The 20,919-nt window shown below is 61.9% G+C and carries 18 protein-coding genes and 1 riboswitch; of the genes, 9 read left to right on the top strand and 9 right to left on the bottom strand.

Going from position 1 to position 20,919, the window contains the following annotated elements; genetic code table 11:
• The first annotated feature begins 1 nt into the window (after position 1).
• Positions 2-1,471 (top strand): M81 family metallopeptidase, encoded by a 1,470-nt coding sequence (locus BLX89_RS16695; RefSeq protein ID WP_075292093.1) that lies wholly within the window; start codon positions 2-4, stop codon positions 1,469-1,471.
• 3 nt (positions 1,472-1,474) lie between these two features.
• On the opposite strand, the gene BLX89_RS16690 is transcribed toward BLX89_RS16695, so the two are convergent.
• The 5 genes from BLX89_RS16690 to BLX89_RS16670 form a co-directional block, all read right to left on the bottom strand.
• Positions 1,475-2,041 (bottom strand): cytochrome b/b6 domain-containing protein, encoded by a 567-nt coding sequence (locus BLX89_RS16690; RefSeq protein ID WP_075292092.1) that lies wholly within the window; start codon positions 2,039-2,041, stop codon positions 1,475-1,477.
• A 3-nt stretch (positions 2,042-2,044) separates the two neighbouring features.
• Positions 2,045-2,317 carry a PepSY domain-containing protein gene (locus BLX89_RS16685; protein ID WP_075292091.1) on the bottom strand — a complete coding sequence of 91 codons (273 nt, stop codon included), beginning with the start codon at positions 2,315-2,317 and terminating at the stop codon, positions 2,045-2,047.
• Positions 2,318-2,463: 146 nt separating this feature from the next.
• Entirely contained in the window at positions 2,464-4,455 is a 1,992-nt protein-coding gene (locus BLX89_RS16680) for a DEAD/DEAH box helicase (protein ID WP_075292090.1), read from the bottom strand.
• A gap of 366 nt (positions 4,456-4,821) precedes the next feature.
• A complete protein-coding gene (locus tag BLX89_RS25070; RefSeq protein WP_075292089.1) occupies positions 4,822-5,064 on the bottom strand; it encodes a glycine zipper 2TM domain-containing protein in 243 nt (80 codons plus the stop codon).
• A 171-nt stretch (positions 5,065-5,235) separates the two neighbouring features.
• Positions 5,236-7,452 carry a heavy metal translocating P-type ATPase gene (locus BLX89_RS16670; protein ID WP_075292088.1) on the bottom strand — a complete coding sequence of 739 codons (2,217 nt, stop codon included), beginning with the start codon at positions 7,450-7,452 and terminating at the stop codon, positions 5,236-5,238.
• Between the two features lie 175 nt (positions 7,453-7,627).
• Between BLX89_RS16670 and BLX89_RS16665 the strand changes: the two genes are divergently transcribed.
• The 6 genes from BLX89_RS16665 (at position 7,628) to BLX89_RS16640 (ending at position 15,397) form a co-directional block, all read left to right on the top strand.
• Positions 7,628-9,451: an ATP-binding protein gene (locus BLX89_RS16665; RefSeq protein ID WP_075292087.1), complete on the top strand. Its 1,824-nt coding sequence runs from the start codon at positions 7,628-7,630 to the stop codon at positions 9,449-9,451.
• Positions 9,448-10,803 carry a sigma-54-dependent transcriptional regulator gene (locus tag BLX89_RS16660; protein ID WP_075292086.1) on the top strand — a complete coding sequence of 452 codons (1,356 nt, stop codon included), beginning with the start codon at positions 9,448-9,450 and terminating at the stop codon, positions 10,801-10,803. The genes BLX89_RS16665 and BLX89_RS16660 overlap by 4 nt, the downstream gene beginning before the upstream one ends.
• A 374-nt stretch (positions 10,804-11,177) precedes the next feature.
• On the top strand, positions 11,178-12,161 hold the full coding sequence (locus BLX89_RS16655) for a tripartite tricarboxylate transporter substrate-binding protein (protein ID WP_075292085.1): 984 nt from the start codon (positions 11,178-11,180) through the stop codon (positions 12,159-12,161).
• 198 nt (positions 12,162-12,359) lie between these two features.
• A complete protein-coding gene (locus BLX89_RS16650; protein ID WP_075292084.1) occupies positions 12,360-12,821 on the top strand; it encodes a tripartite tricarboxylate transporter TctB family protein in 462 nt (153 codons plus the stop codon).
• Between the two features lie 10 nt (positions 12,822-12,831).
• Complete coding sequence (locus tag BLX89_RS16645; protein WP_075292083.1) at positions 12,832-14,337, top strand: tripartite tricarboxylate transporter permease; 1,506 nt, start codon at positions 12,832-12,834, stop codon at positions 14,335-14,337.
• 67 nt (positions 14,338-14,404) lie between these two features.
• Entirely contained in the window at positions 14,405-15,397 is a 993-nt protein-coding gene (locus BLX89_RS16640) for a Bug family tripartite tricarboxylate transporter substrate binding protein (protein WP_075292082.1), read from the top strand.
• 76 nt (positions 15,398-15,473) lie between these two features.
• Here BLX89_RS16640 and BLX89_RS16635 read toward each other — a convergent pair whose 3' ends face one another.
• Complete coding sequence (locus BLX89_RS16635) at positions 15,474-16,442, bottom strand: ABC transporter substrate-binding protein (RefSeq protein ID WP_075292081.1); 969 nt, start codon at positions 16,440-16,442, stop codon at positions 15,474-15,476.
• A 23-nt stretch (positions 16,443-16,465) separates the two neighbouring features.
• Positions 16,466-17,218 (bottom strand): ABC transporter permease, encoded by a 753-nt coding sequence (locus BLX89_RS16630; RefSeq protein ID WP_075292080.1) that lies wholly within the window; start codon positions 17,216-17,218, stop codon positions 16,466-16,468.
• Positions 17,219-17,352: 134 nt separating this feature from the next.
• A riboswitch (TPP riboswitch) is annotated at positions 17,353-17,455 on the bottom strand.
• Positions 17,456-17,685: 230 nt separating this feature from the next.
• On the opposite strand from BLX89_RS16630, the gene BLX89_RS16625 reads away from it, so the two are divergent.
• Positions 17,686-18,387 carry a L,D-transpeptidase gene (locus BLX89_RS16625; RefSeq protein ID WP_075292079.1) on the top strand — a complete coding sequence of 234 codons (702 nt, stop codon included), beginning with the start codon at positions 17,686-17,688 and terminating at the stop codon, positions 18,385-18,387.
• Between the two features lie 193 nt (positions 18,388-18,580).
• On the opposite strand, the gene BLX89_RS16620 is transcribed toward BLX89_RS16625, so the two are convergent.
• Positions 18,581-18,973 (bottom strand): YybH family protein, encoded by a 393-nt coding sequence (locus BLX89_RS16620; RefSeq protein ID WP_075292078.1) that lies wholly within the window; start codon positions 18,971-18,973, stop codon positions 18,581-18,583.
• Between the two features lie 17 nt (positions 18,974-18,990).
• A complete protein-coding gene (locus BLX89_RS16615; protein WP_075292077.1) occupies positions 18,991-19,614 on the bottom strand; it encodes a TetR/AcrR family transcriptional regulator in 624 nt (207 codons plus the stop codon).
• A gap of 113 nt (positions 19,615-19,727) precedes the next feature.
• Here BLX89_RS16615 and BLX89_RS16610 point away from each other — a divergent pair, with 113 nt between their 5' ends.
• Positions 19,728-20,804 (top strand): polyamine ABC transporter substrate-binding protein, encoded by a 1,077-nt coding sequence (locus tag BLX89_RS16610; protein WP_075292076.1) that lies wholly within the window; start codon positions 19,728-19,730, stop codon positions 20,802-20,804.
• The last annotated feature ends 115 nt before the right edge of the window (positions 20,805-20,919 follow it).

Here is a 20,919-nt window from a genome sequence, read left to right as displayed (position 1 = left end):
CATGCGGCTTTTCACGGCAGCACTTGCGACCGAGACCAACACCTTCTCGCCCATCGCCATCGATTTCAGGGCTTTCGAAGCCTCTCTCTACGCGCCACCAGGCACCCACCCCGAAACGCCCACGCTCTGCACCGCGCCGATCACCGTCGGCCGGCGGTTGGCGGCGGAACGTGGCTTCACGCTGATCGAAGGCACCGCCGCCTGGGCTGATCCGGCCGGGCTCATAAACCGCCAGACCTATGAGCGCCTGCGCGACGAAATTCTCGACCAGCTTCAGGCGGCGATGCCGGTTAATGGCGTGGTGCTCGGCCTGCATGGCGCCATGGTGGCGGATGGGTACGAGGACCCGGAAGGCGACCTGCTGCACCGCATCCGCACCATCATCGGACCCGATGCGCTTCTCTGCGCCTCCCTCGACCCGCACAGCCACCTGACGAAGAAGCGTGTCGAAGCGTCGACCTTTCTTCTCGCCTTCAAGGAATTTCCGCACACGGATTTCGTCGCCCGCGCCGAAGACCTTTGGCGGATCGCCCTCGATAAGCTCGCCGGAAAAGTCCGGCCGGTCATGTCCGTTTTCGATTGCCGGATGATCGATGTGTTCCCCACCTCTCGCCAGCCGATGCGCGGCATCGTCGACAGGATGATGGCGCTGGAGGCGTCCGATCCGGATGTCCTCTCGCTCTCAGTGATTCATGGTTTCATGGCCGGCGATGTGCCGGAGATGGGAACGAAGGTCATCTGCGTGACAAAAGATCGCCCGGAAAAAGGTGTGCAGCTTGCCGAAGCCATCGGCATGGAGCTCTTCGCACATCGCGGCACATTCTTCCCGCCGCAACTGGATGAAAGGCAGGCTGTGTCACAAGCCATGTCTGCCGAAGACGGCCCTGTCGTCATCGCCGATGTCTGGGACAATCCCGGCGGCGGCACGGCAGGCGACGCCACGGTCATCCTCGCAGAATTGATGGCAAGGGGCGCGAAAGGCGTGGCGGTCGGCACGATCTGGGATCCAATTGCCGTTCAGATCTGCATGGCCGCCGGCGAAGGCGCGATCATCCCGCTCCGCTTCGGTGCGAAGTCGGCACCGGGGACGGGCAAACCAATCGACGGCCATGTGACCGTCATCAAGCTCGTGAAGAATGCCGAGATGGATTTCGGCGAAAGCCGCGTACCCTTCGGCGATGCCGCCCATATCCGGCTCGATGGCATCGACATCATCTTGAACTCGACCCGCGCCCAGAGCTTCGATCCAAGCCTGTTTTTCGCCCTCGGCATAGACCCGACTGCCTGCAAGATCCTGCTGATCAAATCGACCAACCACTTCCATGCGTCGTTTTCGAAGATCGCCAAGGACATCATCTATTGCTCGGCCGGCACACCCTACCCGAACGACCCGACCCGGACGGCCTATCGACGCGCACCGGAAAACATCTGGCCACGGGTGGAAAACCCGCACGCCGATATCAGCGCCTGACGATCAGAGCCATTTGCGGCCCGTGACCATCGACCAGACCAGATTTTCCCGCTGCCTGTAGCTCTCCAGCAGGGCAGCGCCCGCGTGGATGAAGGCGAAGACCATGATGCCGTTGGCAAGAAGGCCGTGAATCTCTTCCAGCCACTTCTCGCCCCAGAAGGCATCAAGCGTCGTCATCCAGCCCGTCGTGCACGTGGCGGCCAAAAGCAGCATGAGGGTCAGCATCATCACCGAGGCGAGCGGATTGTGGCCAATGAAGCGCGGATGGTGGCCTTGCCTGATATCCGTGATCTGCCGGAAAAGCTTGCGTGGCGTCGGGAAGAACTCGGAGAAGCGGGCATAGCGCGTTCCGATGACGCCCCAGACGAAGCGGAGGATCAGGACACCGGCCACGCCATAGCCGGTGACACGGTGCCAGTAACGCCCCTCTTCCAGAATGAAGAGATTAAGGATGCAGGCGGTGACGACGGTCCAGTGGAACAGGCGAACGATCGGGTCCCAGACCCGGATGAAACCCCGTCTGCCCGGGGAGGAGATCGCCCCCTCCCCGCGGTGTGACATACGGCTCATGGATCAGCCGTCGATTTCGGATTCGACGATGTCGCCGGACACCGGGTTGAAATAGACCTCGGCGCGCTTTCCATCCTTGGTCTTGCCGTAGATTTCATAGCAGCTTCCGGTCACCTCGAAGGTCTTGACGGTGTAGCCGAGGGCATCGACCTTCGCCTTCATGCTGTCTTCCGACATCCACTTCGACTTGGGCTCGGTGGTGCAGGCGGGGCTTGCCACTGCCAGCGACGGGAGGGCTATTGCAGCAAGCGTACCAAGGCAGACAATAAGCTTCATGGGACTTCCTATCCAGATTTTCCGCACCCCGCGATCATGATCGATCGCTCCCAAGGCGTGGTCACATGGGTAGGATTGGAAGCTGACAGGAAACTGAACAGGCCCGGAACGCAAAACGGGCACCTTTCGGTGCCCGCTTGCGAATATCAGCCATTGGCCTTTTTCTTGAACTTTTTCTTAGGCTTGGCACTATCGGCTCCTGCCGCATCGAAGGTAGGCTTCTCGAACTTCGGCTTGTCGAACTTCGGTTTGTCGAATTTGGGCTTGTCAAAAGCAGGCTTGTCGGAGCGTGGACCGTCGAATTTCGGCTTGTCGAACTTGCCCTTGCCAGGCTTGCCACCCCAAGGTTTGTCGTCGCGTTTTTCGAAAGGACGGCTGTCACTGGCGGCACGCTCGGAACGCTCCGGCCGATCGCCGTAGCTGCGCTTCGGCTTGCCCTCTCCCTTCCAGTCACCCTTCGACTTGCGGTCGGCATAATCGCCGCGCGGAGCCGCCGAGAAGTTCGGGGCGCCATCGAGTTCGCGGATGGTGATGCCCTTCTCGAGCATCTTCTTCGGGCCGACGGCTTCATTGAAACGCTCCGACCAGTCGCGGGCGATTTCGACGAAGGTTTCGTCCTGCTGCATCTTGATCGCGCCGATCTCCTGCTTGGTGATCTTGCCGATGCGGCAAAGCATCGGGATCAGCCAGCGCGGCTCGACATTCTGCTTGCGGCCGGCAGAGAGCGAAAACCAGACGGAATCGCCGAACTCGCTGCGCGGCGCACGCGGGGTGCTTTCGGGACGGTCACCACGCGGCTGGCGGTCGCCCGTCGGCTGGAAGGACGGCGTATCGAGCAGGTCTTCTGGTGCGGACCGGTTGGCGCGGGTCATGCGCACAAGTGCGGCGGCCACCTTATCGGCGCCGAACTTTTCGAGCAGCGCCTTGACCAGGGCTTCCTCTTCCTCGCGTGGTGCCTCGGAGAAGGACGGATCGGCCAGCAGGCGCTCGTCATCGCGGGCGCTGACTTCATCGGCGCTCGGCGGCTTCGCCCAGACGGCATTGGTGTTGGCTTCGCGCAGCAGGCGCTCGGCCTTGCGGCGCGAATTCGTCGGCACGATCATCGCGCTGATGCCCTTGTTGCCGGCACGACCGGTGCGGCCGCTGCGGTGGAGCAGCGTGTCCGAATTGGTAGGCAGATCGGCGTGAATGACGAGCTCGAGGCCTGGCAGGTCGATGCCGCGGGCGGCAACGTCGGTCGCGATGCACACGCGGGCACGGCCATCGCGCATCGCCTGCAGCGCATGGGTGCGCTCGTTCTGGCTGAGTTCGCCCGACAGCGCCACGACCGAGAAACCGCGATTGTTGAAGCGGGCCGTCAGATGATTGACGGCTGCGCGGGTCGAACAGAAGACGATGGCATTGCGCGCCTCATAGTAGCGCAGCACGTTGATGATGGCGTTTTCCCGGTCGGCCGGCGCGACCGTCAGGGCGCGATATTCGATATCGACATGCTGCTTCTGCTCGGATTGCGTGGCAAGGCGCACGGCATCGCGCTGGTAGCTCTTCGCAAGATTGGCGATGCTGCGCGGAACCGTTGCGGAGAACATCAGCGTGCGACGGTTTTCCGGCGCGCTTTCGAGAATGAATTCGAGATCTTCGCGGAAACCGAGATCGAGCATCTCGTCCGCTTCATCAAGCACGGCAGCCTTCAGCGAAGACATATCCAGCGCTTCGCGGCGGATGTGGTCGCAGATGCGGCCGGGCGTGCCGACGACGATATGGGCGCCACGCTCCAGAGCCCGGCGCTCCGAGCGGATATCCATGCCGCCGACGCAGGAGGCGACGGTTGCACCGGTCAATTCGTAAAGCCAGTCCAGCTCGCGCTTCACCTGCAGCGCCAGTTCGCGGGTCGGCGCAACGACGAGCGCCAGCGGCGCACCGGGGCGGCCGAAACGATCGGCACCATCGAGCAGTGTCGGGGCGAGCGCGAGGCCGAAGGCAACGGTCTTGCCGGAGCCCGTCTGGGCGGAAACCAGCGCATCGCGGCCTTCGAGTTCCGGCGCGATCACGGCCAGCTGCACCGGGGTCAGGTCGGTGTAGCCGCGCTTGGTCAACGCCTCTGCGATCGCCGGAACGACGCCTGCAAATTCTGTCATGTATTTATCTTTCGCAATTCGGACCGCGTGCAAGCCAATATGGGAGGAAGCAGCGCACAGCTATCCGCAGCCATACATCATGGCCGATCATGGCGCGCTCATACTGCGTCTTGGGGAGAAAGTACAGAGTGGGAAAATAGGTTGGGTCATGCGGCTTCAAGGACGACTAGGGCCAACCGCTGAGCGCATATGCACCAAATAACCGGTTTTGCCTTATTATTCGTCATGCCGCTGAGCGGTTCGCGCGACGCTCATGGTGTATCAGGTAGCCCCGGACCGCATATCCCGCGGTCCGGGCCCTCGTTTCCGCTGCGTCACGTGAAGGGCGCGTCTCGCGCCGTTAACACGCGTTTCCGCAGATGTCTGCTAGCGGCAGGCTATCGCGGCACCTGTCGCACCGCCCAATGTCGCTCCGGCGCCAACAGCCCAGAGCTGTCCGGTTCCTGACCCGATCGCGGACCCCGCCACGCCGCCGACGACCGCGCCGCCGACCGTGCCCGCCACGCATCCCGGTGTGGCTGGAGCGCCTGAGTTCATGCTCGCCGTCTGGCACCCTGCCAATGCAAAGCACGATGCAGCAACGATGACCAAAGTGGACCGATGGGACATCTCTTTCTCCTATTCCAAGTTTCGAGTTTTGCCGTGTCCTGAAATTTGGACCAAGCATTGACATCGCCAAGGCCACTCAATCGCACTGCTTGGTCGAATAACCCGCAACTCAGAAAGTCGGGATTTGGTTCCACAGGATCGATGGCAGAGGAGAAGGAAACGGGCTGCCGCTCAACCCGCCCCCTTCACCGAAAGCAACCGCAGCGCATTCATCGTCACCAGCACCGTCGCCCCGGTATCCGCGAGAATAGCCGGCCAAAGCCCTGTAATCCCGATCACCGTCGTCACCAGGAACACCGCCTTCAGGCCAAGCGCGATGACGATATTCTGCAGAATATTGCGCATGGTGCGATGGGAGAGATCGATCATGCCGGCGACATCCGAGACCCGGCCATGCAGCACCGCAGCATCAGCCGTTTCGAGCGCGACATCGGTTCCGCCGCCCATGGCGATGCCGATATCGGCCGCCGCAAGCGCCGGTGCGTCGTTGATGCCATCCCCGACCTTGGCGACCTTCAGCCCTTCCCGCTGCAACTCGCCGACAATGCGCTGCTTGTCCTGCGGCAGGAGGTCGGCCCGGACTTCAATGCCGAGCTGGCGACCGATCGCCTCGGCCGTCCGTGCATTATCGCCGGTCAGCATGACGGTGCGGATGCCGTGGGCGGCGAGTTTTTCGAGCCCGGCCCTTGCGTCAGCACGCGGCTCGTCGCGCATGGCAAGCGCCCCGGCAATCCGTTCATCCACCACCAGAACCGAGACGGTCTTTCCTTCGCCGTTCAAAGCCGCGATCCGCTCAAGCTGCTCCGGCGTCAACGCGATGCGTTCCGCGGCAGCCTTGGGGGACGCCAGCAAAACATCGCGGCCTTCGACCCGGCCGGCAACACCCTTGCCACCCAATGCCCGTGCATCCGAGACCGGGGGAATGACAATACCGGCGGCCCGATCGAGAATGGCCTTGGCGAGCGGGTGACTGGAGCCGGTTTCAAGGGCAGCAGCAAGCTTGAGCACCTCGGCTTCGGACAGGTCGAAACCGAGAATGTCGGTGACCTTCGGCTTGCCTTCGGTCAGCGTGCCGGTCTTGTCGAAGGCGACGGCGGTGATCTTGCCAAGCCCTTCCAGCACCACGCCACCCTTCAGAAGCAGACCTCTGCGCGCACCCGAGGCAAGGCTTGCGGCAATGGCAGCCGGCGTGGAGATGACCAGCGCGCAGGGGCAGCCGATCAGCAGGATCGCAAGCCCCTTGTAAACCCATTCGCTCCAGCTTGCGCCGACCACAAGCGGCGGCAGGATCGAGACAAGTGCAGCAACCACCACGACGCCCGGCGTGTAGTAGCGTGAGAACCGGTCGATGAAGCGCTCGGTCGGCGCCTTGCTCTCCTGCGCTTCTTCGACGAGGCGAACGACGCGGGCGATGGTGTTGTCGGCGGCTTCGGCGGTGACCTTGACGCGAAGGGCGGCTTCCCCGTTGACGGTGCCGGCAAAGACATCGGCGCCCACGGCCTTGCGAACCGGCACGCTCTCGCCGGTGACGGGAGATTCGTCGATGGTGCTTTCGCCGGACAGGATGATGCCATCGGCCGGGATACGGTCACCGGGCCGAACGAGGATGATGGCGTCGATTGCCAAGCTGTCCGCCGGCACTTCCTGCGTACGGCCGTCCTTTTCGACAAAGGCCGTCTTCGGCACAAGGGCTGCCAGCGACTGGATGCTCGCCCGCGCCCGGCCAGCGGCAACGCCCTCCAGCAGTTCGCCCACGAGGAAGAGGACGACAACCACCGCTGCCTCCTCCGTCGCCTGGATGATCACCGCGCCGATCGCGGCGATGGTCATCAGCATCTCGATGGAAAACGGCGTGCCCGACAGCGCGGCCATGACGGCACGGCGGGCAATCGGGACGAGCCCGACCAGCATCGCCAGCGTGAACAGCCACATTTCGGCACCGGGAATCAGCTTGCCGAGCGCATAGGCGACCACGAGCGCAATCGTGCTGGCGATGGTGAGCCTACCCTTGGCGGATGCCCACCAGGGCCCGGAAGACGGCGCATGATCATGGCCATGCAAACCGGAAACCGCGGGGGCATCATGGCTGTGAGCATGATCGTGATCGTGATGCGCATGGCCGCAGCGACTGCCATGCGAGGCAGCCGGAGAAGGCGCCGACTTTGCCGCCTTGGACGCGAGCGCAGTCTTGTAGCCAAGGCCGCTCACCTTTTTCGCGACGGTATCAGCCAGTCCCTCCTCCTCGGTGTGACGCACAGTCATGGTGCCCGTCGTCACGGACACCGAAACATCTTCAACACCATCAACCCGGCGTACCGCCGTATCGATCTTGCTGGCGCAGGAGGCGCAATCCATGCCCTCGACCCGGAACCGTGTTTCGACTGCCATAGCTCATCCTTCTCAACTGTTTGTCACAGTGTAAGACCTCTAGTCGCTATAGCTACAAGCCCCATTTTCGTGTTTTTGCGCGCACCATCTCCGGCTCTTGGAAACTGCGAATTTGCTCTTTAAACTCGTGTTCGCGGCTTTGCCGTCTGGAAGCGGAGGAGGAGCCGGCATCCCGTTGAACATTCGCAAGCTGTTGGCCGTCTGCCTTCTGCCCATCGTCGCGATCGCTCTGATCTACCAGGGCAGCGTGCTCGCGACGCGCAGCTACATGGATGAAGCTTCCCTTCAGGCGAGCTCGGCGCTTCGCCTTGCCGTTTCGGCTCTCTCCGGCCATCTCAGCCGCTACGAGCCTCTGCCGGCGCTGATCGCCGATCACGACGACATCCAGAGCCTAGTGCAGAGGCCGGACGATCCCGCTCTGCGTAGCGCTGCCAACACCTATCTCAAGGGCATCAACACCCTTCTCGAATCGGCCGACATCTATGTCATGACCTTGGATGGAAACACGGTGGCGGCCAGCAATTTCGAGAAACCGACGAGCTTCATCGGCCAGAATTTCAGCTACCGTCCCTATTTCCAGGATGCGGCCAAGGGCCTGCAATCGCGCTTCTATGCCCGTGGCACGACCTCCTTCGTGCGCGGCTATTATTTCGGCTCGCCCATCCTGATCGACGGCCGGATCAGGGGCGTTATCGTCTTCAAGGTCGACGTCGATTCGATCGAGGCCTCGTGGCAGGGCGGCGAGTACAAGCTTTTCGTCAGCGATCCCGAAGGCATCATCTTCATGACCGGCAGCCCGGAATGGCTCTATTCCGCCATCCTCCCGCTCACGTCGGAGCGGCTTGCCCGCACGCAGGCGTCCCGCCGTTATGCCGAAGCGGCGCTGAAGCCGCTGCCCTACCGCGAGAGCATCGAAGAGGGCCACCGCCTGCTCACCATCTCCGCGCCCGGCGGCTCGCGCGAATACATGGCGTTGTCGCAATATATGTCCGATGCGGACTGGACGGTGAACGTGTTGATGGACACGGCCTCGATCCGTGCTCAGGTGCGCACGGTGCTGATTGCCATCGTGCTCTTTCTCTGTCTTGCAGGCCTCGCCGCTGCAATTCTCATCCAGCGGCGAGCCCGCGCGGAGGAGCGGTTGCGCATGCAGGTCGAGGCGCGCAACGAGTTGGAACATCGCGTGGAGGAGCGCACCGCCGATCTCGCCCTCGTCAACCGGCGAATCGAGCTCGAAATCGCCGAACGTCGCCTCACCGAACAGGAGCTGCGCAAGACGCAGGCTGATCTGATCCAGGCGGGCAAGCTTGCCGGTCTCGGCCAGATGTCGGCGGCCCTCTCCCACGAGTTCAACCAGCCGCTCGCTGCCGCCAAGACCTATGCCGACAGCGCCGGCATGCTGATCGACCGCGGCCGCGTCGAGGAAGCGCGCGACAACGTGCACCGTATTTCCGGCCTCATCGACCGCATGGCGTCGATCTCCAAACACCTGCGCAACTTTGCCCGCAAGCCGAACGAAAAGCTGGGGCCCGTGGCTGTCGATGCGGTAATCGAGGAGACGTTGGAAATCGCGGCGGCCCGCCTCAAGCTTGCCGGCGCAACTGTGACGGTCACGCCCTCACCGTCGGGCTTCGTCGTCAAGGCCGGTTTCGTGCGCCTGCAGCAGGTTCTCGTCAACATCATCACCAATGCCGCCGATGCCGTCGAAGGGCTGGACGATCGCCATATCCACCTCGATCTTGCTGAAGAGGCCGATAAGGTCCTCATCACCGTTCGCGATCATGGACCTGGCGTGCCGGCAGTGATTGCCGAGCGCATCTTCGATCCGTTCTACAGCACCAAGGGCGTCGGCAAGGGCCTTGGTCTCGGGCTCTCCATCTCCTACAACATCGTCAAGGATTTCGGCGGCAGCCTCTCGGTCTCCAACCATCCCGAAGGCGGTGCAATCTTCCGGTTGGAGCTTGAGGCAGCCGTCGGACTTGAGGAGGCTGCCGAATGAGCCGCGTGCTGTTGATCGATGATGAAGAGGAAATGCGCCGATCGAGCGCCCAGGCGCTGGAGTTGTTCGATCTTGAGGTCGATACTTTTGCCACGGCAGACCGGGTGCTTGAACTGGTGGGCTATGGCTTTGACGGCGTCGTGGTCAGCGATATCCGGATGCCCGGTATGGACGGCATGACGCTGCTCGGGCGCGTCCGCGAAATGGATGCGGAAATCCCGGTCATCCTTGTCACCGGCCATGGCGATGTGCAGCTTGCGGTGAAGGCCATGCGCGCCGGCGCCTATGATTTTCTCGAAAAACCCTTCTCGGTAGAACACCTCGCTGCGATCACCCGCCGCGCGCTCGATCGGCGCAGCCTCGTAATCGAAAACCGCCGGCTGCGCGCCGTTGCCGGAAAGCGCGACGATATCGAGGCGCGGCTTCCGGGTCGAACCCAGGTCATGGTCGATCTGCGTTACCGCCTGCGGGCCATCGGCGCCACGGACGCGGATACGCTGATCATCGGCGACACCGGCGTTGGCAAGGAAGTCGTGGCGCGCGCGCTGCACGATATCAGCGCCCGTGCCAACCGGCCATTAATTGCCATAAACTGTGCAGCGCTGCCGGAAAACCTGATCGAAAGCGAGCTCTTCGGCCACGAGGCCGGCGCCTTTCCCGGCGCGCTGCGTCCCCGTTACGGCAAGTTCGAGCATGCCCGAGGCGGCACCATCCTGCTCGACGAGATTGGCTCCATGCCCTTCGACCTGCAGGCGAAGTTCCTGCGCGTGCTGCAGGAGCGCGTCATCACACGCCTTGGCTCCAACGAGCCTGTGCCGCTCGATGTCCGCTTCATCGCCACGAGCAAGGTCGATCTGGAGGCGGAGGTCGCGGCCGGTCGTTTTCGCGCAGACCTGCTCTACCGGCTGAACGTCGCAACGATCACCGTACCTTCGCTCGCCCAGCGCGCTGCCGATATCCCGCTGCTTTTTCTCCAGCTCGTGCGCGAGGCGGCTGCGCGATACGGTCGCAACGATATCGACGTGCCGCCGGAAACGGTCACCGAGATTGCCGGCCGCACTTGGCCCGGCAATGTGCGCGAACTGCGCAACGCTGCCGACCGGCTCGTGCTCGGCCTCGGCCTGGATACCCAGCCGGAGGAAACACTGGCAGTCGGTGAATCGTCGAAACTCGCCGACAAGGTCGCCGCCTATGAAAGAGGCCTTATCGCCAGCGCCATTTCGGCGCATGGTGGCAGCTTGAAACCGGTATACGAACAGCTAGGAATCTCGCGAAAAACGCTTTACGAGAAGATGCAGAAATACGGACTCGACCGGAAAATCGCGTCGCCGGACGATGACTACGCTGCATAGGGGCGGCATATCCCTTCTCCCCGCCTGCGGGGAGAAGGTGGCCGACAGGCCGGATGAGGGGCAAGAATCGCAGCCTTATCGAGGACGAAAGTTCGCCCCTCTCCCCGCCTGCGAGGAGAGGGAACAACAGAGCAAGCCCTTGCCATCCCACTTCAAAACAATAGACCTGCTCCAGATGGGTGGATTTCCACCCATTGAAAACGCACTTTGTCCCCGTTCTTACCCATGCTGCGCCGCACGCATGTAGAATATACGCCAACGCGGTCGCTTGGCTGCTTGCCCTGAACCCATTGCGCGCCACTTTCTCTTTCATCCGGGACCGTTACGGGAGGAGCCGCAGCGGACCGGTCAGATTTCATCCGGGAGGGACTTTGATGAAAATCCTCAAGACCATGCTTGGCGTGACCGCTGCTGCTGCCGTTTCGCTTCTTTCCACATCCACCTTTGCCCAGACCTATCCGGAACGCACCATCACCATGGTCGTCCCGTTTGCGGCCGGCGGGCCGACGGATACCGTCGCGCGTCTCGTTGCCGAATCCATGTCAAAGGATCTCGGCCAGCAGATCGTCGTCGAGAACGTCGGCGGTGCCGGCGGCACGCTCGGCGCCGGCCGCGTCGCCCAGGCTGACGCCGATGGCTACACCATCCTGCTTCACCACATCGGCATGGCGACCTCGGCAACGCTCTATCGCAAGCTTGCCTACGACACGCTGAATGCCTTCGAATATGTCGGCCTCGTCACCGACGTTCCGATGACCATCGTCGCCCGCAAGGACTTCGAGCCGACCGACCTCAAGGGCCTGATCGACTACGTGAAGGCCAACAAGGATACGGTCACCGTCGCCAATGCCGGCATCGGCGCTGCCTCTCATCTCTGCGGCATGATGTTCATGAGCGCGATCGAAACGCCACTCGTCACCGTCCCCTACAAGGGCACCGGCCCGGCGATGACCGATCTGCTCGGCGGGCAGGTCGACATCATGTGCGACCAGACGACCAACACCACGAAGCAGATTCAGGGTGGCACGATCAAGGCCTATGCGGTGACCTCGCCCGAAAAGCTGCCCGTGCTGCCTGACGTCCCGACCGCTGTCGAAGGTGGTCTCAAGGACTTTACGGTCGGCATCTGGCATGGCGTCTATGCCCCGAAGGGCACGCCGGCCGAGGTGACAGAGCGCCTCTCCAAGTCGCTGCAGGTTGCGCTGAAGGACCAGAACGTCATCGATCGTTTTGCCGAACTGGGCACCGTTCCCTCGCCGGAAGCCGATGCAACGCCGGCCGCCCTCAAGGCAAAGCTTGAAGGCGAAATCGCCCGCTGGAAACCCGTGATCGAAGCGGCCGGCCAATACGCGGATTGATCCTCCGCGTCCAAGCGTGTCGGTAACGGCATGCTCCGGAACAATGGCCTCAGGGACCGCTTTCAGACCGCCCGTCGTGGCTCCGGACGGTCTGGCCCCTCCTGAGATGTCGGGAGGGGTCATCTCTGCAAAGGTTTGAACCAGAACAGTTTTCGAGCCGGCCGATGGCAGGCATCGGAACATTCCTCGGGGGAACATATGAAATCTCTCACTTTCGATACAACCAACGCCATCTGCGGTGCAGTCTTCGTGGCGCTCGGTGGCTTCTTCGTCTATGAATGCCTGAACCTCGAGCTCGGCACGGCGCTTCGCATGGGACCGGGTTATTTCCCCCTCGTGCTGGCCAGCGTGCTTGTTCTGCTCGGCGCTATCATTCTCGTGCAATCGACCCGCGTCGAAGGCGAGCCAATGGGTCCGATCGCGCTGCGCGGCATGTTGTTCATCCTGCCGGCGCCCGTGTTCTTCGGTTTGACCGTGCGCGGTCTCGGCTTCGTGCCGTCCCTGTTCTTCACGGCGCTGATCGCGGCCTTCGCCTCGCAACGCATGAAACCGCTGATGGCCCTGGCGCTGGCCGCCGGTATCACCGTTTTCTCGGTTGCGGTGTTCAGCTACGCGCTCGGCCTGCCATTCGAGCGTTTTGGCCCTTGGGTCCGGTTCTGAGGAGCGCGTCATGGATCTTGTCAGCAATCTTGCCCTCGGCTTTTCCACGGCCGGCTCAGTGGAAAACCTGTTCTTCTGCCTGATCGGCGTGCTGCTCGGCACCCTGATCGGCGTTCTCCCGGGTATTGGCGCCACCGCGACCATCGCCATGCTCCTGCCGATCACCTTCCAGCTGGAGCCGGTTTCCTCGCTCATCATGCTCGCCGGCATCTATTACGGCGCCCAATATGGCGGCTCGACCACGGCCATCCTCATCAACATGCCCGGCGAGTCTTCGTCGGCGGTCACAGCCATCGACGGCTACCAGATGGCCCGCAAGGGTCGTGCCGGGGCCGCTCTTTCCATCGCCGCGCTCGGCTCTTTTTTTGCAGGGTCCGTATCCACCTTCCTGGTCGCGATCTTCGCAATCCCGCTCACCGGCATCGCGCTGAAATTCGGTGCGGCGGAATATTTCTCGTTGATGATCGTCGGCCTCGTTTCCTCGGTCGCACTCGCCCACGGCTCCATCGTCAAGGCGCTGGCCATGGTGGCGCTCGGCCTTCTGCTCGGCCTCGTCGGCACCGACATCTACACCGGCACCCCACGCTTCACCCTCGGCATCCGTGAATATGCCGATGGCCTGAACTTCGTGGCCGTCGCCGTCGGTGTCTTCGGTATCGCCGAAATCCTGCGCAACCTCGAAGGCGAAAAGACCCGCACTCTTCTCATGGCAAAGGTCAGCGGGCTTTGGCCGACAAAGGACGATTTCCGCCGCATGTTCGCGCCGGTCCTGCGCGGAACGGCCATCGGCTCGGCGCTCGGCATCCTGCCCGGCGGCGGCGCGATCCTTGCGGCCTTCGCCTCCTATACGGTGGAAAAGCGCATCTCGAAAACGCCGGAGGAGTTCGGCCACGGCGCTATCGCCGGTGTCGCAGGTCCTGAATCGGCCAACAATGCCGGTGCACAGACATCCTTCATCCCGCTCCTGACACTCGGCATCCCGGCAAACCCGGTCATGGCGCTGATGGTCGGCGCGATGATCATCCAGGGCATCGTGCCCGGTCCGAATGTCGCATCAGAACAGCCGGCTCTCTTCTGGGGCATCATCGCCTCGATGTGGATCGGCAACCTGATGCTGGTGGTTCTGAACCTACCGCTGATCGGGCTCTGGGTGAAACTGCTCACCATCCCCTATTACGTGCTGTTCCCGATCATCATGGCCTTCTGCTCGATCGGGGTCTACAGCGTCAATTCCAACGTCTACGACCTCTATGCGGTCGCCTTCTTCGGCATTGCCGGCTATCTGCTGGTGAAGCTGCGCTGCGAGCCGGCGCCGCTGCTGCTCGGCTTCGTGCTGGGGCCGTTGCTGGAGGAAAACCTGCGCCGGGCTATGATCCTGTCGCGCGGCGACCCGACGACCTTCGTCACCCGCCCGATCAGCGCGATCCTGCTGGCGATCGCCGCCATCGTGCTGGTGGTTGTTTTCCTGCCCTCGATCAAGGCCAAGCGCGAAGAGGTGTTTCAGGAAGAGGATTGAACCCAGGACCGTTGCGTCCGGTGGCTGGAGGGCCGCCGGGCATTTTTCATTACAGGAGGAGAAAAGAATGACCTTATCCAGGATGACACGCCGCGCTTTGCTTGCCACGGGCGCTGCTCTTACGGCGGCATTTGCCCTTGCGGCAGCGAGCGTCGCCGCCGACTTTCCCGACCGCCAGATTACCATGGTCGTGCCCTTCGCGGCCGGCGGCTCGACGGACGTCGTCGCCCGCATCATCGCCCAGAAGATGTCGGAGGATCTGGGCCAGCAGGTGATCGTCCAGAACGTCGCCGGAGCCGGCGGCAATCTCGGCGCCGACAATGTCGCCCGCGCAGAGCCGGATGGTTACACGATCCTGATGGGAACGGTCGCGACCCATGCGCTGAACCCGCTGATCCTCAAATCCACCCCCTATGATGCCGAAAAGGATTTCGCACCCATCTCGCTGCTCGTCGTCGTGCCGAACGTGCTGGTGGTCAATCCGGAACTGCCGGTGAAAAATGTCGAAGAGCTGCTGGCTCTCCTCAAAGCCGAGCCGGGCAAATACAGCTACGCCTCCTCCGGCAACGGCACGCCGCTGCATCTCTCCGGCGAACTGTTCAAATCCATGGCCGGCGTCGAGATGGAGCATATTCCCTATAAGGGCTCAGGCCCGGCCTTGAACGACGTGCTTGGCAACCAGGTGCCGATCATGTTCGACAACCTGCCCTCGTCCTCAGGACACATCAAATCCGGCACGCTTCGCGCGCTGGCGGTAACCACCAAGGAACGGGCGGCCTCCTTCCCGGACATCCCGACGATCGCCGAATCCGGTATTCCCGGCTATGAAACCTATACGTGGAACGCGCTTTTCGCCCCGGCGGGCACCCCGCCGGAGGTGATCGCACGCCTCAACGACTCGGCCAAGAAAACCCTCGCCGATCCGACTGTCGCCGAACGCATGAAGGAATTCAGTGCGGCGATCGTCGCTTCCAGCCCGGAGGAACTGGGCGCCCACGTCAAGGCGGAAATCGCCAAGTGGACGCCCGTCGTTCAGGACGCGAAAATCCAGCTGGATTGAAAGCTGGCAATTTCGACGATCAAAATTCCCATCTCCCCATATGGGGAGATGTCGGATACGGTAACCGGCAGGCTCGTCAATTCGCCTGATCGTGCCTGATCTCTATCGCGATCTCCTCGACCGCCGGAGCCTTCTCGATCAATCCCATCTCCTGCAGAAACGCACCAAATCGCGCGTACCGGCCGACATCCAACGCAGCCGGTCGCTTGGCAAAAGGTGGCAGCGTGTCGAAAAACGCGCGGCGGTTCAATTCATTGTCGAGATCGGGATAGGCCTTGATGAACAGCGCCCAGGCTTCGTCGGGATGGTTGGTTATGAAGATCGAAGCCTCTTCCACCGCCTCAAGAAAGCCTGGCAACCGACGATCGTCGGCCATATCCTTTCGCGTCACGAAGACAAGCTCGTCATAGGCGGGAACGCCATGTTCCTCAGGAAAGAAAGCTCTGCCCTTCTGCCCTTCCAACTCTATCTGCGTTAACTCGAAATTGCGGAACCCCCCGAGCGTCGCATCGACCTTTCCGGATATTAGCGACGGCGAGAGCGAGAAGTTGACGTTGATCAGTTCAACATCTTCTTTTTTCAATCCCTCCGAAGTCAGCATGCGGGTGAGCATCGCATCCTCGAAACCGGAGACGGAGAAGCCGACCTTCTTGCCCTTCAAATCCTTGAGGCTCTTGATCGGCCCGTCCGCCAACACGGTCACCGTGTTGAGCGGCGTTTCGACCAGCGTGCCAAAGCGCACGAGTGGCAGGCCGGCTGCGTAATCGAGATAGAGATTCGGCTGATAGTGGATCCCGATATCCGCCTGCCCGGCGGAAACGAGCCGCGGCACAGAGGAAGGATCAGCCGGCGGGATCAGTTCCACCGTCAGCCCCTCGCGGGCGAAAAGGCCACGTTCGTTGGCAATCACCATCGGTGCGTGATCGGGATTGACGAACCATTCGAGCAGCACCGTCAGCTTGTCAGCCGCATCGGCGGAAACGGGGATGGCAAGGCTCACTGCGGCAAGCAGGCTGGCAACGAGACGGGAAGCAATTGAGGTCATGGATGACTCCGTTGGGGTTGGGGTTAAAAAACGGGATCGGCCTCGCGCGCCCACGGCGCGATACGGGTTGTCAGCCTGTCGACGAGAAGCCTGAGCGTGACGGCGAAGACTGCGAGAATCGCCATGGCGGCGAAGACGGTATCGGTCTGCATGCGCGCATTGGCCTGCACCATGACGAAGCCAAGTCCGGCGGATGCCCCCACCCACTCGCCGACGACCGCGCCGAGTGGCGCCAGCGGAGCAGCGACCCGCAGCCCGGAAACGAGGCTTGGCAGCGCGAGAGGCACACGCACGTGGCAAAGCGTCTGCCAGTGACTGGCCTGCGTCAACGAAACAGCATCGAGGATATCGCGGTCTGTTCGGCGCAGCCCATCACCAAAGGCGGAAGCGACGGGAAAGAAGATGATGATCGTCGTCATCGCCACCTTCGAAGCCATGCCGAAGCCGAACCACAGCACAAGCACCGGCGCCAGAACGAAGACCGGCAGAGCCTGCAGCACGACGAGGACCGGCCAGAACAGCCGCCCCGCCCATGGAAAGGCAGCGATGGCAACTGCCGCGGCCGCTCCGAGAAGGGAACCGAGCGTCAACCCCACAACGATTTCCGAGAGCGTCACCAGCCCCTGCCCCAGGAGGAAGGCCGGTTGGCGCAGGAACGCAGCCACCGTTTCCACCGGCGACGGCAGGATATAGCGTGGCGGAGAAAAGGCAGTGACACCAAGTTGCCAGAGGGCAACCAGCGCTGCGAGACCGCCGCAGGCATGGGCAAGGAGCATCACGTTCAGTCCGGAAAAAGGATCGATCCGCGCACGATTGCTCGCCAGAGCGTGTAATCAGAGAAAACAGAAATGTTCATCGACGATCTCCAGACAAATGGAGATCCAGGTAAAGCGAAGAAGAAAAGGGAGCCTTGCGCGCCTGTTTCCGTTCCTACGCCGGCATGACCCGGATCAGGTTCAAGGGTCCGGCTCACCGCCATCTCAGCACCGTTCGATGCTCCCCTCGGAATGTGCGTGAACCTGTCTGTTTTCGTAAACGCTGTCAACCACCCGCAGATAACCCTGCACGTAAACAGCCAGATCGATATGGTTGTAGCATCCATGCCACGGCGACCGAGATGTTTCCTCAGCCATCCACAGTATGACGCGGTTGTGATCGCCGGCCGCTTGTCAGCATCACCGGTCTCTTCCTAGACCCGTAAGGCCGGTGCTTTGCCGGATGCCGTTTGAAAGATACCGCCGAAATGCCCACAGATTATAATCCTTCGCGAAGGACATTTCTCCTTGGCGCAGCTTCTATGACCGCCTTGATCGCCGGATGCTCCACCGTGCCCGGCGGCAGGTCCACACCGATCCCGACCCGCATCAGCCGCCCTGTGGCCCCTCCCACCCAGGAAGAGCTCGTTGCCATGTACGCGCCGGTCGAGGATGGCGGCTTCTCCATTCCCGCCGTGCCGTTTGAAAAGATCGATCCGCGCTTCTATCGCCAGCGGGTCATCGATCCCACCGGCGAAGCGCCTGGCACCATCGTCGTCGATACGCCCTCGCGTTTCCTCTATGTCGTCGAGCCGGGCGGCACCGCGATGCGCTATGGTGTCGGCATCGGCCGCGACGGTTTTGCCTGGCAGGGCGAAGGCGTGATCCACTGGCGCCAAGCCTGGCCACGCTGGAAACCGCCGAACGAGATGGTGGCCCGCCAGCCGAGCCTCGAGCGCTATTCGATCGCCAATGGCGGCATGGACCCAGGGCTCAAGAACCCGCTCGGTGCCCGCGCGCTCTACATCTTCCAGAATGGCGAAGACACGCTCTATCGCCTCCACGGTTCGCCCGAATGGGATTCGATCGGCAAGGCCGTCTCCTCGGGCTGCGTGCGCCTGATGAACCAGGACGTTATCGATCTCTATGACCGCGTGCCCTACAAGGCCCGGATCGTGGTGTGGCAGTAGCGAGGACCGATCCTCTGGCCCCTTCTTGCTCACGGGCAAGGAAATCGCTCACGAAGGGTCCCCTCTCCCCGCCTGCGGGGAGAGGGCTAGGGTGAGGGGCAACGCGGCAATTCAGAGCAAGTTTATGCCCCTCATCCGCCCTTTGGGCACCTTCTCCCCGCAAGCGGGGAGAAGGAAAACTCGTGCGAACCCCTTACGGCAGCTTCGACAGATGTTCATGCACGGCGAGCCAGCTGCCATCGCCGGAACGCTCGAAAACGATCGTTTCTCGTTCGACGGACGTTACCGGTTCCTCGCCGAACTCAACCGTGGTTTCGACGGTGTGCGTGAAAATCGCAGCATCGCTGGAAAGTCGGACATGACGTTCGCTCGACCGGCAGGATTTCACGCGAAAACCGTCGCGCCCCTCCCAAAGCTTCCATTCCGCGCGATAGGCATCGCGGCTCGTCAGGACGCGATCGAGATTGTGGAAGATGAAACTTGCATCGGGTGCGAAGGCTGCGAAATAGGCCTGCGTATCGTGACGCGCGAAAGCATCGACCAGTCGATCGGCCGCAGCCAATACGCTCGAATGCGTATCGTTCATGTTTCCTCCAGTATTTTTTAAAGATTGGGTGTGCTGATCAGTGACGCCAGCGGCTTGTTCTGGCGGGCGACCTCTTCCTTCAGCGTATCGAGCGGCATGGCTTCGTCGCGCACGAAGTCTGTGAACATCATGTTGAGATTGTTGAAGAACATGGCGCCGACAGCGACCGTGTCGATGCCCATCAGAACCGCGCCACGCTGCTGCAGCTTCTGCACCAGCGTCGTGACCTGCAGGCAGAGCCGGCGATCGAGATCAGTGTAGCGCTTGGAAAAAGGTGTTTCCGGCTGCTGGATCGACAGCGCCATGGCCGTGCGCCACATCTCCTTGCTGAGATAGACGAGCGAGTGGTCGTAATACTGGTCGATCAGCTTGGTCAGCGCAGCCAGAACGCCGGCCGGCGGATTGGCGACGATCGGCTCTCCGGCCTCCAGCACCTCTTCCACTTCCATGGCGACGGTTGCCAAGAGCATGTCACCCTTGTTCTGGTAATAATTGTAGAATGTCCCGACGGAAACCTCGGCGCGCTCGGCAATATCCTCGATGCGTGCGGCATCGTAGCCCACCTCTCGGAAGAGCTTGGTGGCGGCTTCCAGAATGCGTCTGTTCTTGTCGGCTTTTTGTTTTGCGCGCAGTCCCGTCACCTGCGTTTTCCTTTTTTGAATGCCTTCAGTTTTGATATTGACTTAAAAAATGAATTCATTCAATCTTTTTTACAAGGCGCCAAAACGAGCGTTAAAACCAGAGGGAAATGACGATGACCAGATCATTCGAGGGCGCAGCTGCGCGCCGATTTTTCATGTCCACCATCGCTTTGGGCGCCCTTGCGGCAGGCCAGGCCAATGCCACCGAGGAACTGAACGCGCTCGTCTGGTGCGACCACACCGACCCGGCGCTGATCGAGCCCTTCGAGACGGCCAACGACGTCAAGGTCAACCTCAAGGAATATGAAGGCACCGGCGCCGGCATCTCCATCCTCGAACAGTCGCAGCCCGGCGATTGGGATGTGATGGTCATCGATGCCGTGGACGTTCACCGCGTCATCGACATGGGCGTGCTTGGCGAAATGCCGGCCAACGCCCTGCCCTCGGCCGACCTCTTCCCCGAACTGGTGATGAACGACAACAACACCAAGGACGGCAAGACCTACGCCATCACCGAGAAATTCGGTTACAACACGATCTCCTACGACAAGACCAAGGTCGATCCGAAGGACATGGAGGACCTCTCGGTCATCTGGTCGGACAAGTACAAGGGGCGCATCGCGCTCTATGACTACTACCTGCCGATGATCGGCCTCGTGCAGCTCGGCCTCGGCAAGAAGACCGCCGACCTTTCCGACGCCGACATGCCGGCGATCGAGGAAAAGCTGGCGGCGATGAAAGCCGCCTCCAAGCAGGTGAGCGACGTCGTTTCCTCCCAGACGGCGCTGGCAACCGGAGAAGTCGACATCCTCGTCGGCGGCGGCGAATGGATCACCGCCTCGCTCGCCAAGGACAAGCCAAACCTCGACTGGACCGTGCCGAAACAAGGCGCCGTGCGCTGGGCGCAGTCGATCGCTGTCATGAAGGATAGCAAGAATCCCGATCTGGCGCTGAAGTTCGTGCAATATATCCTGAGCCCGGAAGGCCAGGCCCGTCTTGCGACGTCTTCCTGCTACTGGGGAATGCCGACCAACCAGAAGGCCGGCGAACATCTGGATGGCGAGCAGAAGAAGGCGCTACGCTGGGACGATCAGGCCGGCTACCTGAAGAACACCCAACTCTATCCGATCCCGTCGGCCGAACTCGACAAGAAGATGCAGGACGCCTGGACCAACATGATGCAGCAGTAAAGGGTCTTCCCTTCTCCCCGCCCGNCGGATGAGGGGAAAGGGCCTCGACACTCTCGGGGATGAGAGTTTTGCCCCTCACCCTAACCCTCTCCCCGCAAGCGGGGAGAGGGAACGA

Origin of the sequence: Pararhizobium arenae (assembly GCF_001931685.1) — a bacterium.
Lineage (GTDB): Bacteria > Pseudomonadota > Alphaproteobacteria > Rhizobiales > Rhizobiaceae > Pararhizobium > Pararhizobium arenae.
The sequence above is the reverse complement of the archived record's forward strand: the minus strand, read 5'-3'. Positions and strand labels throughout refer to the sequence as shown.

What these genes read in the sequence shown, in the direction of transcription:
- BLX89_RS16660 (WP_075292086.1), top strand. Translation starts at nt 9,448, where the DNA reads ATGAGCCGCGTGCTGTTGATCGATGATGAAGAGGAAATGCGCCGATCG.
- BLX89_RS16630 (WP_075292080.1), bottom strand. Translation starts at nt 17,218, where the DNA reads ATGCTCCTTGCCCATGCCTGCGGCGGTCTCGCAGCGCTGGTTGCCCTC.
- BLX89_RS16650 (WP_075292084.1), top strand. Translation starts at nt 12,360, where the DNA reads ATGAAATCTCTCACTTTCGATACAACCAACGCCATCTGCGGTGCAGTC.
- BLX89_RS16610 (WP_075292076.1), top strand. Translation starts at nt 19,728, where the DNA reads ATGACCAGATCATTCGAGGGCGCAGCTGCGCGCCGATTTTTCATGTCC.
- BLX89_RS25070 (WP_075292089.1), bottom strand. Translation starts at nt 5,064, where the DNA reads ATGTCCCATCGGTCCACTTTGGTCATCGTTGCTGCATCGTGCTTTGCA.
- BLX89_RS16625 (WP_075292079.1), top strand. Translation starts at nt 17,686, where the DNA reads ATGCCCACAGATTATAATCCTTCGCGAAGGACATTTCTCCTTGGCGCA.
- BLX89_RS16690 (WP_075292092.1), bottom strand. Translation starts at nt 2,041, where the DNA reads ATGAGCCGTATGTCACACCGCGGGGAGGGGGCGATCTCCTCCCCGGGC.
- BLX89_RS16680 (WP_075292090.1), bottom strand. Translation starts at nt 4,455, where the DNA reads ATGACAGAATTTGCAGGCGTCGTTCCGGCGATCGCAGAGGCGTTGACC.
- BLX89_RS16635 (WP_075292081.1), bottom strand. Translation starts at nt 16,442, where the DNA reads ATGACCTCAATTGCTTCCCGTCTCGTTGCCAGCCTGCTTGCCGCAGTG.
- BLX89_RS16670 (WP_075292088.1), bottom strand. Translation starts at nt 7,452, where the DNA reads ATGGCAGTCGAAACACGGTTCCGGGTCGAGGGCATGGATTGCGCCTCC.
- BLX89_RS16640 (WP_075292082.1), top strand. Translation starts at nt 14,405, where the DNA reads ATGACCTTATCCAGGATGACACGCCGCGCTTTGCTTGCCACGGGCGCT.
- BLX89_RS16620 (WP_075292078.1), bottom strand. Translation starts at nt 18,973, where the DNA reads ATGAACGATACGCATTCGAGCGTATTGGCTGCGGCCGATCGACTGGTC.
- BLX89_RS16655 (WP_075292085.1), top strand. Translation starts at nt 11,178, where the DNA reads ATGAAAATCCTCAAGACCATGCTTGGCGTGACCGCTGCTGCTGCCGTT.
- BLX89_RS16685 (WP_075292091.1), bottom strand. Translation starts at nt 2,317, where the DNA reads ATGAAGCTTATTGTCTGCCTTGGTACGCTTGCTGCAATAGCCCTCCCG.
- BLX89_RS16695 (WP_075292093.1), top strand. Translation starts at nt 2, where the DNA reads ATGCGGCTTTTCACGGCAGCACTTGCGACCGAGACCAACACCTTCTCG.
- BLX89_RS16645 (WP_075292083.1), top strand. Translation starts at nt 12,832, where the DNA reads ATGGATCTTGTCAGCAATCTTGCCCTCGGCTTTTCCACGGCCGGCTCA.